The sequence below is a fragment of the Deltaproteobacteria bacterium genome (genome assembly GCA_003194485.1).
Taxonomy (GTDB): Bacteria; Desulfobacterota; Dissulfuribacteria; order Dissulfuribacterales; family UBA3076; genus UBA3076.
Map to the genome: position 1 here is coordinate 1 of PQXD01000026.1, position 15,154 is coordinate 15,154.

Below are 15,154 nucleotides of genomic sequence, written 5' to 3' on the forward strand. Positions count from 1 at the left end.
GTTCACGGGCAGGGGACATTTCTTTTCACTTAACACTTCAGCCCCTTGTTTTCTTAAGGCTTTTGACATGGGGGAGTCTTGCCCCCTCCCCGTTCTCCTTCGCTGCGCTCAGGAGCCGGGGTTTCCCTTGCTGCAAAGGCCAGGAAAACTTGCGGGGCTGACGCAAATCGTCTCCATAAAGAAGCTCCCCTGTGATCAGTTTAAATCCACTGTGCAGACCGTTCACGGGCAGGGGACATTTCTTTTCACTTAACACTTCAGCCCCTTGTTTTCTTAAGGCTTTTGACATGGGGGAGTCTTGCCCCCTCCCCGTTCTCCTTCGCTGCGCTCAGGAGCCGGGGTTTCCCCCACAGCAAAAGCCAAGAAAACTACGGGGGCTTCCGTTAAACTGTTCAAAGAAATATCCCCTTCCCGTGAACGGTTGCCATCCGTGCCCTGCCGCAGGAGCGGTTTGCCTTTTGCAGGGTTTCGATCGCGGGCCAAATTGCACTGCCCCTTTCGGTCTGCGATGAGTGAGCTTTGAAACCCGGAAAAAGGTAACCGCTTCAAGGCAGGATATAAAGGATATAACGGTTTCACCGAATATTTAGGTTTGCCTTTTGCAGGGTTTCGATCGCGGGCCAAATTGCACTGCCCCTTTCGGTCTGCGATGAGTGAGCTTTGAAACCCGGAAAAAGGTAACCGCTTCAAGGCAGGATATAAAGGATATAACGGTTTCACCGAATATTTACATCATTTGATTCCGAAAGCCGTCTATTCAGCCAGGACTGCACATAAATGGTCCTGAAGGCATCAGACGGCCCTATGGTATGGGGGGAGTAAGGAAGCCAGAAAGACAAGGCATCAGGGCGGGCAGCATTCCCTGAACTCAGGTCGTCATCTACGGTTTTCGGTCGCAGATTATCAAAACGCACCACACCGTCAGAATCGACATAAGAAAGAGAGAGGTCCAGGACAGGACGAATGACAACAAGGCGTCCATGAGCATCCTCCCCCAATTTTACCGGGCTCCAACGCCTTTCGGTGAAACTTTCAAACCACAGACCCTGCCGGTACTCGCCGGTTATCTTGTCAACCATCCTGGGTATAATCCAGTCTTCATACGGCAGATTAACGTAGTTCTTCACAGCGGCCTCGATCTCACTGCTGCCCTGGACCGCCAGGTAACTCCAGTCATCAAAATCCGGCATATCCTGTCTGATCAGAGACCTCCCCCGGTCCCGGACAGCCCATAACCCATGACATGCAGCGCAGGCAACGAGGTCTGCGTCTTCCGGCCTGTGACCAATACGTTTCCGGTCCATGGGCGGCCCTGGATGAGATCCTGTTTTATCTCCCAGGTGGCAGTCCAGACATTTTACATCCCGCTTCTCGTCCCCGCACGGCCCTGAACAATGGCAGTCCGTACATACCATACCTGCCGTCCTGTGTACATCAGGGGTCATATTATGCCACTCCATGCCATAGGGCCTTTGGATGTGCTCACCTTCAACCAGAGGTACACGGTAATCATCTTCGTAGTCCATCTCAAACCGGCCGTAGTAGTCCCAACCAACGAAATTTCCATAGTGACAGGAAAGACACCGGGTATCCGGCACCTTCCTGCGGAACCTGTGATCCCAGGGCCTTTCGGCCCTGATGCCCAGATGGCATGCAGCGCAGCCGGTCCCGCGAGCAGTACCGGTGTAATCATCACCCTGGTAATAAACATGGCAGCGAAGGCACCTCCTCCTGAGTGCATCCGAAACAAGCCCCCTTTCAGTGCAGGGAGGCTCTTCTATGGGTAATTCCAGCAAAGTCGGTACCTGCTCACCAGGGAAGAAACCGGACCACACCGTCCCGATCATACCTGACAGGGTAAAATGGATCGAGGAACCGGCTACAGTCACTTCCCCGGCATGGCATCTTCCGCAGGTGCGGGCCATGAGGGACGGGTGGGACGGCATGGGAATCAGGCCCTTGTGGGCCTGGGCGCGGCTATAACCTTCAGGCCTCCCGTGGTGACAGGATCTGCAGCCGATATCATGGGCGGGATCCAGTTGCACATCGTGACACCGCCTGCATCCTGACTTGCCAAGAGATGAATCCATAAAAGGGGGCTGGCATGCAGAAAGCAGGCACACCAAAAGTATGTTAATGTAAATCATCATGATTTTGCACACTGATAAATTATACAGAAATCCATGTTTTTTTCATGCATGATTACACTGCAAAAAGCCATGCCTTCGCACAAATACAATTTCAAGGCTGCCCTGGCCTATCTGGATAGGTTCCAGTTTCATGGTTTTCGCCTGGGCCTTGAGCGGATGACAGGCATATTGAAAGCGCTCGGCAATCCTGAAAAGGGTTATCCCTGTCTCCATGTTGCCGGTACCAATGGAAAAGGCTCTGTAAGCGCCGTTATTGCAAGTATTCTAAATGCCGCTGGATACAGAACAGGTCTCTATACCTCACCCCACCTGTCATCTCTCAGGGAACGATTCAGGATAGGAGATATCATGATTTCTGAGGAGGAGTTGAGCGAACAGGTCTGGAAGATCAGAGATTTCCTGGAAACGGGTTATGAGCTCAGCTATTTTGAGTTTACTACTGCAATAGCAATGGTCTGGTTTGCGGAACAGAAAACGGACCTGGCAATCTTTGAGACCGGTCTCGGAGGCAGGCTGGATGCCACCAATATAGTCAATCCCCTGGTCTCTGTTATTACAAATATCTCTCTGGAGCACCAGTCCTTTCTGGGCAGTAGTATTCCTGAAATAGCCAGGGAAAAGGCCGGCATCATTAAGAAAGGTGTGCCGGTGATCACAGGGGTCAGGGAGCAGCCTGCTTTCTCTGTGATACTGGACAGATGTCTTGAGTTGAACGTACCCGTCCGGCAACTTGGCCGGGATTTCGACATTAAAGGGCATGGAAATTCGGGGATCGACTATAAAGGGGAATTTTTCGAAATCAACGGGTTGGATCCGGCCTTGAGAGGCAGGCATCAGGCTGTAAACGCCGGCCTTGCCATAGCGGCCTGCGAGGGATTGATGAAGCATGGATTCAAGGTCACTGATACTGCGATAAGAAATGGATGCAGAAGCGTCTATTGGCCTGGCAGGGGGGAACTGCTGATGGGAAGCCGCAGGGTGTTGCTCGACGGGGCCCACAACATAGGCGGCGTACGGTCACTCAAAGATCTTCTTGGCCAGTTGAATAGGATCTCAGGGAACAATGGGATGTGCAGGCATACTCTCCTGTGGGCCTGCTCTGACGAAGGCGGAGACAAGGACTTTGCAGCCATGCTCAGGGAGATAGCACCCCTGTTCGGGAAAATCGTCATCACAGAGCCTCCTGGTCCCAGGATACCGGTCACGCTGGAGAGGTGGGGACGAAATGATATCCCGAAAGATGCGATCATGGAGCAGAACTGGAAAAATGCACTGGATAAGGCCCTTTCAATCTGCAGTATGGAGGATCTGCTTTGCGTGGCAGGCTCGCTTTATCTCGTGGGGGCAGTGAGAGAGGAGTTAATGAAGAGGGATTTCTGCGTATATAATCATAATCCAAGGCAGGACTGGACCCATAAACGCTGAGTTGTTTTTGCCCGGGAGAGACTGAAGAAAGATGAACATCGAACATCGAACGTCCAACATCGAACGTTGAATGGGAAAAGATGAAGAAGCAGAAATAGCTGCTGAACGTTCGATGCTCATTTTTCAAAACAACCCCGCATGGCATAAATGCAAACCTGTAAACGTCTATATCTTTGTCATTTCCTTGAACATACCCTGGGAGTATGCATTTATTCGTTTTTTATAGGCCTCCCGTACGATGGACATATCATTTATAAACTGCTCGAGTTCAGGAAATGTCAGCGATTGCGGCCCGTCACACAGAGCGGTTTCCGGTTCCGGATGGCATTCAACCAGGATCATGTTGGCACCGGCTATGATGCCCTGTGCAGCTGCATTAAATATGTCCAGCAACCCGTCAGGGGAGTGTTCCTTTGACCCTACAGAATGGCTGGGGTCCACACATACAGGGAGCCTGGTCAGCCTCTGAACCACCGGCACATGTATAAAATCCACTATGTTGCGATGGGGCAGGCCAAGCTGTGACTTGACTCCTCTCAGGCAAAATACTATCTGGCGATTGCCTTCACTGGCAATGTATTCACAGGCATTCAGGGATTCTTCAAGGGTGAGTCCCATGCCCCGCTTATACAGCACAGGTAACTCATCCTGAGATCCAACGGCCTTAAGCAGCTCAAAGTTCTGTGCATTCCGGGTCCCGATCTGAAGCATGACCCCGGTGGGCTTTCCCGCAGCCTCCAGGGCCTCCCTGATTTCATCAATGTGCTGCTCCCGCAGGACCTCCATGGCAATGATTTTGATCTCGTACTTGCCGGCCAGATCAAAGACCCACGGCAGGCACTCGGCCCCATGCCCCTGGAAATCATAGGGGCTGGTCCGTGGCTTGTAAGCACCCATTCTGGTGGTCTCTATCCCGAGACTCTTAAGAAACTTGAAGGTTTCTTCTGCATGCTCAAGTGTGTCAACAGCGCACGGTCCGGGAAAGATATGAAGGGTCTTCTGGTCAAACTTTATACCCTGATAGGTAAAACCTGCCGGCACAAGTTTTAAGTCGTATCTGCCGATCTGCCGGTACTTGCTTGAGACCCTGATTACCCGCTCGACGCCGGTCATGCCGGTCAGGACCTCCTCCGGTATATCATGTGTTGGTCCGATGAGGTGGATTTCCCTGACCGTCCTGGTCTCACCCTGAAGCTCCACCAGTTTGACTTTGATGTCATGGAATTGTTTGAGGTAAGTGCTTATTTTTTCATACTCGGGTCCCGGAACATCTGTATCCGGTTTTAGAATTATAATCATCTCTCAGCCCCTGAAACCATCTTGCAAAATTCCGTGCCTTGTTCCTGTTATTGGTGAGATCCATTAATACTTACAGTAAATATTCTTATGAACCCGTGGTCTCACGTAACCGTTCACTGAAAGGGGATATTTCTTTTCACTTCCACCATTCAGCCCCTTGTTTTCTAAGGCTTTTGACACGGGGGATGTCCTGCCCCCTCCGCATTCGCCTTACGCAGCGCTCAGGCGATGTAGTTTCCCCCACAGCAAAAGCCGAGAAAACTACGGGGGCTTCCGTTAAACTGTTCAAAGAAATATCTCCTGCCAGTAAACGGTTGCCATCCGCGCCCTGCCGCAGGAGCGGTTTGCCTTTTGCAGGGTTTCGATCGCGGGCCGGATTGCACTGCCTCTCCGGTCCGCGATGAGCGAGCTTTGAAACCCGGAAAAAGGTAACCGCTTCAAGGCAGGATATAACGGGTTCACCGGATATTTACTACTTACACTATCTTAAACGACAGGTCAGTTGTTCCTACCACGTTGATACATCCCGGTCAATATACGTGGTCAAAGGAAAAACAGTCAACCGCATTCTCTGCTCCAAGCAGCCCCAGCCAGGTCTGGCGTTTGACTCCCTCCATGTTGGTGCAGGCCCGTCTCAAGGCATACTTCTGGCCGATCAGGTACACTTTCTCCTCGGCCCTGGTTATGGCTGTATAGAACCACTTGTTGTTGAGCATTATGAAGTGGGAATTAGTAAGAGGAATGACAACTATACGGTACTGGCTTCCCTGCGCCTTATGTACTGTCAGGGCATAGGCCAGCTCTACTATATCGCCGAGATGGTCAAAGCAGTATGCCACAACTATTCTTTCCGGATAGACCACGTAGAATTGCTCGGTCTCAGGATCTATCTCTGAAATAAGACCGACATAGCCGTTAAAGATCCTCCTGAACTCCTCGGGCTCGAACCTTTTTCCCTGTTTAATAAACCTGGCCCAGGTCATTACCTGCATATCCCTGTTCTGGAGATGGACTACCTTGTCCCCCTTTCTTATTGTTATGCCTGCCCTGGTTACATCGCCGCTTTTGTGATTAAGGATGTCCTGAAGGTTCGTATTTAATATCTCCGTACCCAATTGACCCACTCTCATCGGGGTGAGCACCTGAAAGTCCCATACAGGATGGTTGAGACGCCCCTTGTATTCCCTGGCAAGCCCAAGGATACGATCAAGGATGGCCTGATTGTTTTCTTCTCTCAGGAGCTTTAATTCTCTTTCCGTCCGGTCTTTTTTCAGGGCATAGATATTGTGACGCTCTATCTTCTCGAATGAAAAGTCGCTCCACCCCGGTGCCTCAACTCCTTTAGGGACCCTCCCCTGACGGATCTCATTGGCAAAAAGGGTGAGCACGCTCCCCTCGCTCTGGCGAAAAATACGGGTAAGATGCACCGCGGATATCAACCCTGCGGCCAGCATGTCTCCAAAGATGTTTCCTGCCCCAATCGGGGGAAGCTGGGCCGGGTCCCCCACCAGCAACAGCAGAGCCTCTGGCTTCAGGGCCTTGGCAAGGCGATAGAAAAGGGGCAGGCTTACCATGGACGCCTCATCCAAAACAACCACCTTGTGGGGTAATGGATTTTCCGGCCCGTGCTCGAATTTCCCTTCGCCCTTGTACTTGAGGAGGCTATGGATCGTTATGGCATTGTACCCGGTGGCCTTTCCGAGTCTTGCTGAGGCCATACCGGTAAAGGCGCAGCAGACTATATCATCCCTGTCGGCATAATGCCTTGAGAGAAGATCCAGCATAGCCCGGCAGATCGTAGTTTTTCCTGTGCCGGCATAACCGGCGAGGCCGAAGATCAACCTGGGCTCGGTAGCGACCCGTAGCACTATCTCCTGCTGTTCAGGGGCAAATTCAATACCAGTGACATCCTCATAATGATCAAGGAATTCCTTAACCACATCAACAGGGATGACCGGCCTCCTGCACGCTTTTGATCGCGCAACAGAGAAATCCCTGAGCCAGTCCTCCATATAGCGATAGGCGGAAAGGCCGGTCTTTCCATTGTCATCCTGCACTAAGGTACCGTCCAGGATCATGGGCTTCAGCACCCCCCTTATCAGGGATTCCCCCGGGGCCTTTTCATCTGATGAAAGCACCTCTTTTACTGCCTGGATAAAGGTCTCCTCAGAAAGATAGCTGTGGCCTTCGGTCTCCGCAGCCTCGACAAGTACATGACTGGCAGCGGCCCGGATCCTTTCGGGCGATTCGGGCCTGATTCCGAGTCCAAGGGCAATCCTGTCCGCTGTCTTAAAACCTATGCCCCGGACCTCGGTCAGGCTGTAAGGATTTCTCTTTACGGTCTCAAGCGCCCGGTCGCCGAAGTGATTGTATATCCTTATTAAAAGGCTGGGCGTTATCTTTCCGCCGTGTCCCGTCAGATACTCTGAAAGTGCTTTCAGGTTCCTGTGCTTGTGCCAGGAGCGTGTTATAAGGGCGAGACGCTTTTGTTTGATCCCCTTGACCTTGAGAAGTTCTTCCGGCTCGTGGTCCAGAATCCGTATCAGCTCTTCCTCACCGTAACGTTCCATGAGTTGCAGTGCGAGCTTTTTCCCCAATCCCTTTACTATCCTGGACAAAAAGAAAAGGAGTTCGCTTCCCACGAGTTGACAGCCTGAAAAGGCAAACTGCCTGCCGTACTTTGTGACGGTCCAGTATCCGTAAAACTGGAACTCCGTACCTTCCAGGCCGGCCTGATTCAACAGATCAGGCACATGGCCTACGGCTGTGAACCTCGTTCCTTTGGCAGGGTGTATCCTGAGAACGGCAAAGCCTGTATCAGGCGAGGCGTATGTAACCCGCTCAATCCGGCCGCAAAGGGTCAGTTCCTGATCTACAGACATGATTTAAATCTGAAGTTTCACACGCAACTAAAGAACACAAAGGGATGCGATCTTTACTTTTTCAGGATTTATTTGATCCCCAGTTCCTTTTCCTTGTCAGCCACTATCAGTCTGGTCTTTACTGCCGTATCAGGCGTGAGGCTCATTGAGTCTATGCCGCACTCAACCAGAAAGGCCGCAAAATCAGGAAAGTCACTTGGGGCCTGGCCGCATATGCCGATCTTTCGTCCCGCCTTCCTGGCGGTGTTGATGACTTGGCGGACCAGACGCTTTACCGCCTCGTTGCGCTCATCGTAGATGTGTGATACCAGCTCAGAGTCGCGGTCCAGCCCGAGGGTGAGCTGAGTCAGGTCATTCGATCCTATTGAGAATCCATCAAAGATCTCGGCGAACTGGTCTGCAAGGATGACGTTGCTCGGGATCTCGCACATGACATAGACCTCAAGGCCGTTCTCTCCCTGTACCAGGCCATGCCTTTTCATGACTTCGATGACCTTTTTCCCCTCTTCAACAGTACGGCAGAATGGGATCATGACCTTTACGTTCGTAAGCCCCATTTCGTTACGTACCTTCTTGAGCGCCTCGCACTCCAGTGCAAAGGCGGGCTCAAAGACCTCTGCATAATAACGGGAAGCGCCGCGCCACCCGATCATGGGGTTGCTTTCAACGGGCTCATACTGATGCCCACCGATCAAGTTGGCGTATTCGTTGCTTTTGAAGTCCGAGAGCCGCACAATGACGTCGTTGGGATAAAACCCTGCTCCAATGGTTGCCACACCCTGGGCCAGGGTATCCACAAAGAACCTGGACTTGTCATCATAGGCGGCAGTTTTTGCATCAATGGAATCCACTACTTCCTTAATTTCTTTATCAGATGCTGCCTTTTCCTTGAGTTCTGCATAGTTGAGAAGGGCGAGAGGATGGATGCCTATGTGGGAGTTGATGATAAATTCAAGACGTGCGAGTCCGACTCCCTCATTGGGTATTTGCCCTTGTGTAAATGCCTTCTCCGGGATCCCGACATTCATCATGATGTGTGTCTTGGTCTTGGGCACCTCACTGAAATCAATACGCTGGACTTCAAAATCCAGGAGGCCGTTGTAGACCCGCCCTTCTTCACCTTCTGCGCAAGAGACGGTGACATCCTGACCTGTAGACATCTTTTCAGTACCATCCTCGGTGCCCACAACACATGTGATGCCAAGCTCTCTGGAAACTATGGCTGCATGACAGGTGCGTCCGCCCCGGTTAGTGACAATGGCAGAAGCGATCTTCATGATGGGCTCCCAGTCCGGGTCGGTCATGTCGGTCACCAGCACCTCACCCTCCTTGAATTCAAGGATCTTGCCGGCGTCCTCGATAATATTGACCTTGCCCTGGCTTATTTTGGTGCCCACGGCCTTTCCGGTGGCAAGAACGTCTCCGGTCTCCTTAAGGTGATAGGTCTCCATGAAGTTTTTGTCCTTCTGTGAATGTACCGTCTCCGGCCTGGCCTGAAGGATAAAGAGCCCGCCCGACCCGACCTTAACTCCGTCACCGTCCTTGGCCCATTCAATATCCATGGGTTTGCCGTAGTGATCTTCAATAATGCATGCCCATTTGGCCAGTGTAACGACTTCCTCATCCGAAAGGATAAAACGGCTGCGTTCTTCGTCGGTAGTGGCTATGTTTTTCACCGGCTCCTTGGGGTCAGTCGTGTAGATCATCTTTTTCTGCTTGAGCCCAAGTCTCTTGCTCACCACCGGGCTGTAACCTTCCTTCAGCGTCGGCTTGAACACATAGAACTCATCGGGGTTTACCGCACCCTGGACCACGTTTTCACCCAGGCCCCAGGACCCGGTAATGTAGACTACATTCTCAAAGCCGCTCTCGGTGTCTATAGTAAATATGACTCCCGAGCAGGAACTGTCACTCCGAACCATCTTCTGGACCACTATGGAGAGATAGACATCGAAATGCCCGAAACCCTTGTCCTGGCGGTAGGAAATGGCCCGGTTGGTAAACAGGCTGGCAAAGCAGCGGTGGCAGGCCTCAAGGAGCATCTCAGGCCCTCTGATATTCAGATATGTCTCCTGCTGTCCGGCAAAGGATGCGTCAGGGAGGTCTTCGGCAGTGGCTGACGACCTTACGGCAACATCGACATCCTTGCCGTAAATCCTTTCCATCATGGAATATGAGTCCTTGATAGCCTCTTCCAGATCTTGAGGAAACTTCCCGTTCAGAATTATGTTCCTGACCTTTTCCCCTCTTTTGCCGAGATCGGCAATATCGTGGGTATCCAGACCCTCCAGCGCATCCCGTATGGCCTGCTCGATACCCGCTTCTTTAAGGAGATGTTTGTAGGCATAGGCAGTGATGGCAAAGCCGTTCGGCACCATCACACCCTTTTCGGTAAGGTGCCGATACATCTCGCCAAGAGATGCGTTCTTTCCTCCCACCAAAGGTACGTCTTTGATCCCGATTTCGTTGAACCAGAGAATAAACGGCGAATCATTCATAATCAGTGCTCCTTGCTCTTAACGTCAGTTTACTTTGTCTGTCCATTTTGTTGTCGGCCGGCACAAGCGGTGTTTTTCACAAGAGATCACTCCTTCCTGTCGCCCGGTAAAATGGTATGATAAAAAAATTATGTAATTGTGAACATAATAATAGGCTTTTTGTCAAACTTTAGTGAAATATCCTGTGTGGTAAACGATCTGGCTACTCATTATAATTACTATACTGCACCTGTACCAAATCATCAAATGGGTGATGACAGGAAATCGGTTCAGGGATTAGGGAGATACCTTGTCTTTTTTCTCGGCTGACAATTTCCGATGATTGAGGCCGCAAACTGTCCCGCTTTTTTTGGAAAATAGTCGGGGCTGGATGGGTCAGCCGGATATTTACTTAGCTCCCGGACTGTTAAGCTGACTTAGAAAGTTGAGCTGAAAACTCAAAAAACAAGATAAAAGGAGGAGGGAGATGTCTCATTTCACCAGGATGAAGACGAAATTGTCCAAAAAGAACCATATCGTGCAGGCCCTGCGCAACCTGGGCTATGAGCCCAAGCCGGGAAAGGTCCGCATTAGGGGATATGGAGGACAGGAGACAGAGGTGGATGTGATGATACCTACGGGAAATCCCGGCTATGACCTGGGTTTCAGAAAACAGGGCAATACCTATGAGATGGTGGCGGACTGGTACGGCATCCACAATATTGACCGGGACGCGTTTCTCAAGAAGGTACAGCAGAGATATGCCTATCATGCGGTGATGGAGCGTATGAAGGAGCAGGGCTTTGACCTAGTGGAAGAAGAAGAGGAGGAGGATAACACCATCCACCTCACAGTGAGGCGCATGGTATTTTAGAAGGCCAGGAAAGGGGGAGACTGAAATGGCGGCAAGATTAACCCGGTTTCAAGAGGAACTGATACTTTATTTCAGGGCAAGGTTTACGGTGCTTTACATCGTCACACCCGAGGAAGAGCGGGTCATGAAAGAGATCACAGGGGCCTGCAGGGAGGCAGGCAAGACTGCCTATTCCTGGGATATTGCCGACGGGCTTATGCCTCTGACCGAATCCACCGGCAGGGTGGACAGGCCTGCAAGGGACCCCATCTCGGCCCTTGAGCTCATCAGCAGGATCAATGAGCCTGCTGTCTTTGTCCTCAAGGACTTCCACAGTCTCTGGGAGAAAAATCCCCAGGTGATCCGCAAGGTAAAGAACCTTGCCCAGGCCCTCAAGCAGACCAAAAAGAGCATTATCATTACCTCTTGCCAGGGCAAGGTGCCCGAGGAGATCTTGGACATGGTCTATGTAATCGATTTCACTCCGCCTGACTTTAACGGGATAAGAGAGATACTCGACATTTTTGAGCATATCCCCAACATCAGGGTGAATCTGACACACTCCGGCAGGGAGAAACTGATCAGGAGCGCCCTTGGCATGACCGCCAACCAGGTCCAGAGGGTATTTGCCAAGGCCGTGGTGCAAAAAGGCGTGCTGGACGAGGAGGCCATTGACCTGGTCACCCGGGAGAAAAAGGCCATCATCAGGGAGAGCGGCGCCCTGGAGTTCTTTTCCGCCACAGAGACCATAGACCAGGTGGGCGGGCTGGACGTGCTCAAGGCATGGCTTCACTCAAGGGAAGGCTGCTTCTCGGAGGATGCCCTGCAATACGGCCTTACACCGCCAAAGGGCCTGCTCCTGATCGGCATCCCCGGCACGGGAAAGAGCCTTACCGCCAAGGTGGTCTCTGGCCTGTGGCACCAGCCCCTCATCAGGCTTGACATGGGCGCTGTATTCGGGAGCCTGGTGGGGCAGAGCGAGGAAAACATCAGGAAGGCCCTGAGGCTGGCGGAGACAGTGAGCCCCTGCGTCCTTTGGATAGACGAGGTGGAAAAGGGGCTCACAGACCCGGGCGGGGACTCGGGTACCGGCGCACGGGTCTTCGGCACCCTCCTCTCCTGGATGGAGGAAAAACAGAAGCCGGTCTTTGTGGTCTGCACTGCAAACAACATCTCTTGCATCCCGCCGGAATTCTCAAGGGCCGGCAGGTTCGATGCCATCTTCTTCCTGGACCTTCCCACCTTCAGGGAGCGAAGGGAGATATTACAGGTACACCTCTTAAAGCGCCGGCCAATGATAGACGACTTTGACCTTGATGCCATGGCGGGAGAAAGCGCAGGCTTTGTGGGTGCCGAGATAGAGCAGGCCATTATCGCCGCCATGGTCCGGGCCTTTAATGACGGCCACAGGGAGTTCACCACGGACGACATCCTGCACGTGCTCCGTGCCAGGGAAGAGGTGGTGCCCATAAGCAGCAGCCAGAAGGAGAACATCGAGGCCCTGCGCAGGTGGCTCACAGAGGGGAGGGCAAGGTCCGCCTCCTTTACCGAGGCCGATGCCGCCCTGAAGGAGCAGGTAAAGGTCCCGGAGTTCGGCGCGGCCCCGGCCATCGAGCTTGGAGATTAGGAAGTGGTGGATAAGCGAAGCGCATCCACCAAAAAGGGCATGGTGAGGCAATGAGATGAAGACCAGCCGCATCCCCTTGTACTTCAGGAACCCCAGGGACGGTACAGAGATGGTGCTTGTCCCCGGGGGCTGGTTCTTTATGGGAAACAACAAGGAGGACGACCCGGATGCCTATGATTCTGAAGCCCCCCGCCACCTCCACTTTGTGAGGCCCTTTTACATGGCCATAACCTGCATCACCGTTGCCCAGTTCAGGAGGTTTGTGAGGGAGACTGGCTACAGAGGCGGAGACTATCCAGGCACCGGCGATGAGTTTGAGGAACGCTGGGGCTACTGGGAAAAAGACCCGGACGGCCACCCCGTGCGGTATGTGAACTGGCTTGACGCTGCGGAATACTGCACCTGGGCCGGCCTCAGGCTCCCCACCGAGGCCGAGTGGGAGCTTGCAGCCAGAGGATACAAGGCCCTGAAATACCCCTGGGGGAGGACTGGGAGAATGGGAGAAGGGTCTGCTGGGATAAACAGAGAGGGCCGGGTGGAGCAACGGCCCCGGTCTTTGACCACCCTGAGGGGGTGGGGGTGTTCGGTACCTTTCAGCAGAGCGGCAACGTGTGGGAGTGGTGCCAGGACCGGTATGACAGTGATGCCTACAAGAGATATGCCAGGGGAGACTTCACTCCGCCCGGGTCAAAAGAACGCCGTGTTTTGCGCGGCGCCTCGTGGAGCTTCTTCCTCACGGAGTTCTTCCGTGGCGGCCTCCGGAGCCACAACGGCCCGCAGGACCGGCACGACTTCAGCGGCCTCCGCTCAGCCAGGACAGTTACCTTATGATTTTTTACCATTTTACATTTTTCAAAATTTTTGAGGAGGTACAGTGGATTGGTGGATAAGCGAAGCGCATCCACCAATAAGGGAAAAGTGAAATTCACGGGCAAAAAGGATCGAACCCGCGGACAGGACCACGGCAGGGGCCATGCAGACTATCCAGTAATCAAGGCCATGTACCGTCTTGCACTTGAGTACACGGAAAGGGTAAAAAGCTTTCCAAGGGACACCCGTTTCATATTAGGCGACCGGATACTGAACAACTGTTACGACATCCTTGAAGGCCTGATAGAAGCGCGGTATACAAAGGAGAAAGAGAGGGTGCTGCGGCGACTGAATCTCCAACTGGAAAAGCTCCGCTTCCAGACAAGATTCTGCCTGGACGTGAAGGTCCTTTCCGCAAAAAAGTATGGGCATATATGCGAGATGATAAACGATGTGGGCAAGATGATCGGCGGATGGTTGAAAAGCCTCCGCTGACAGAGGGTGGTTCCTGCCGATGGTGGCCGTGTTTTGCGCGGCGCCTCGTGGAACAACAACAACACGAAGAACTTCCGTGGCGGCAACCGGAACAACAACAACCCGCAGGACCGGAACAACAACAACGGCCTCCGCTCAGCCAGGACATGGCCTGGTGTGTTCAGAGTCCAGGCGGCCAAGGGCCTCCAGGAGAGTGACCGCCAATGTCCAGGGGACCATCCTGACCCTGCAGGGGTCGAAAACGAGGGCGGCCGGCCTCCTGGTAGGGTTGCCGAAGGGCGGCCGGCCCCATTTTAACCAGACAGGATGAAAAGATACGGAAGCCTGTTTTCAAAGATAACCTCGTGGGAGAACCTGGTCCTTGCTGCCAGGCGCGCGGCCAGGGCCAAACCAATGAGCCTTGCGAAAATGGCCTTTGAGTTCAATATGGAGAGGGAACTGGTCTGCCTGAGAAAGGAGCTTACAAAGGGTATATACAGGCCAGGCCCGTATAGAACTTTCATTATTCACGATCCCAAGGAACGGCTGATAAGCGCTGCGCCCTATCGTGACCGCGTGGTCCACCATGCCTTGTGCAACATTATCGAGCCCTTGTTCGATCGCTCTTTTCTCCCACAGAATTACGCGAACCGGAAGGGCCGGGGGCTTCACATGGCAGCCAAGGCAGGAAGCAGGATTGTGAACAGTTCCGTATATATCCTGAAAGGGGACATCCGGAAGTACTTCCCTTCAATTGACCACCGGATACTGAAGGAGAAGATACGGAGAAAGATCAAGTGCCGCCCCACCCTTGAGCTTATCAGCCTGATAATAGATAACAGCAACGAGCAGGAGGATGTAATCTTCTATTTCCCGGGAGACAACATGTTTACGCCGCTGGAACGTAGAAAGGGGCTCCCCATAGGGAATCTCACCAGCCAGCTCTTTGCAAATATATATCTGGATGGTTTCGACCACTTCGTGGTTCAACATCTTAAAATAAAAAGGTATGCCCGTTACGTGGACGACTGTGCGCCACGAGCACACTCGATATAGTTGAGATGTGCGCAACTGCACAGAAGATGAGGGTTTGGCCCCTCGAAGCCGGCTTGCAGGAGCAGGCTTCAAACCGCCTCAAGCTGCTGTGGTAAAGAGCC

At 52.7% G+C, this 15,154-nt stretch carries 12 protein-coding genes; 6 read left to right on the forward strand and 6 right to left on the reverse strand.

All coding sequences use genetic code 11. The annotated features are described in order from the left end of the window. Window positions 1-37 precede the first annotated feature (37 nt). From C4B57_10745 to C4B57_10755, 3 genes are read right to left on the reverse strand one after another with little or no spacing between them, the layout of a single operon-like run. A complete protein-coding gene (locus C4B57_10745) occupies window positions 38-289 on the reverse strand; it encodes a hypothetical protein (GenBank protein ID PXF52716.1) in 252 nt (83 codons plus the stop codon). Beyond that, window positions 274-720 (reverse strand): hypothetical protein, encoded by a 447-nt coding sequence (locus C4B57_10750; protein ID PXF52717.1) that lies wholly within the window; start codon window positions 718-720, stop codon window positions 274-276. The genes C4B57_10745 and C4B57_10750 overlap by 16 nt, the downstream gene beginning before the upstream one ends. Beyond that, entirely contained in the window at window positions 717-2,147 is a 1,431-nt protein-coding gene (locus C4B57_10755) for a hypothetical protein (protein PXF52718.1), read from the reverse strand. Before C4B57_10755 ends, C4B57_10750 begins: the two co-directional genes overlap by 4 nt. 36 nt (window positions 2,148-2,183) lie before the next feature. Here C4B57_10755 and C4B57_10760 point away from each other — a divergent pair, with 36 nt between their 5' ends. Further along, entirely contained in the window at window positions 2,184-3,575 is a 1,392-nt protein-coding gene (locus C4B57_10760; protein PXF52719.1) for a bifunctional folylpolyglutamate synthase/dihydrofolate synthase, read from the forward strand. A 165-nt stretch (window positions 3,576-3,740) separates the two neighbouring features. Here C4B57_10760 and C4B57_10765 read toward each other — a convergent pair whose 3' ends face one another. From C4B57_10765 to C4B57_10775, 3 genes are all read right to left on the reverse strand, one after another. Beyond that, the gene (locus tag C4B57_10765; protein PXF52720.1) at window positions 3,741-4,874 is read right to left on the reverse strand and encodes a 3-deoxy-7-phosphoheptulonate synthase; all 1,134 of its coding nucleotides are present in this window, start codon (window positions 4,872-4,874) and stop codon (window positions 3,741-3,743) included. A 530-nt stretch (window positions 4,875-5,404) separates the two neighbouring features. Beyond that, on the reverse strand, window positions 5,405-7,756 hold the full coding sequence (locus C4B57_10770; GenBank protein ID PXF52721.1) for a hypothetical protein: 2,352 nt from the start codon (window positions 7,754-7,756) through the stop codon (window positions 5,405-5,407). Window positions 7,757-7,824: 68 nt separating this feature from the next. Beyond that, the gene (locus tag C4B57_10775) at window positions 7,825-10,254 is read right to left on the reverse strand and encodes a phosphoenolpyruvate synthase (GenBank protein ID PXF52722.1); all 2,430 of its coding nucleotides are present in this window, start codon (window positions 10,252-10,254) and stop codon (window positions 7,825-7,827) included. 466 nt (window positions 10,255-10,720) lie between these two features. On the opposite strand from C4B57_10775, the gene C4B57_10780 reads away from it, so the two are divergent. From C4B57_10780 to C4B57_10800, 5 genes are all read left to right on the forward strand, one after another. Continuing rightward, window positions 10,721-11,107, forward strand: coding sequence for a hypothetical protein (locus C4B57_10780; protein PXF52723.1), 387 nt, complete (start codon window positions 10,721-10,723; stop codon window positions 11,105-11,107). Between the two features lie 25 nt (window positions 11,108-11,132). After that, on the forward strand, window positions 11,133-12,713 hold the full coding sequence (locus C4B57_10785; GenBank protein PXF52724.1) for an AAA family ATPase: 1,581 nt from the start codon (window positions 11,133-11,135) through the stop codon (window positions 12,711-12,713). Between the two features lie 55 nt (window positions 12,714-12,768). After that, window positions 12,769-13,578, forward strand: a complete 810-nt coding sequence (locus tag C4B57_10790; GenBank protein ID PXF52725.1) for a hypothetical protein — start codon at window positions 12,769-12,771, stop codon at window positions 13,576-13,578. 14 nt (window positions 13,579-13,592) lie between these two features. Then, window positions 13,593-14,018 (forward strand): four helix bundle protein, encoded by a 426-nt coding sequence (locus C4B57_10795; protein ID PXF52726.1) that lies wholly within the window; start codon window positions 13,593-13,595, stop codon window positions 14,016-14,018. A gap of 306 nt (window positions 14,019-14,324) precedes the next feature. After that, complete coding sequence (locus C4B57_10800; protein PXF52727.1) at window positions 14,325-15,053, forward strand: hypothetical protein; 729 nt, start codon at window positions 14,325-14,327, stop codon at window positions 15,051-15,053. The last annotated feature ends 101 nt before the right edge of the window (window positions 15,054-15,154 follow it).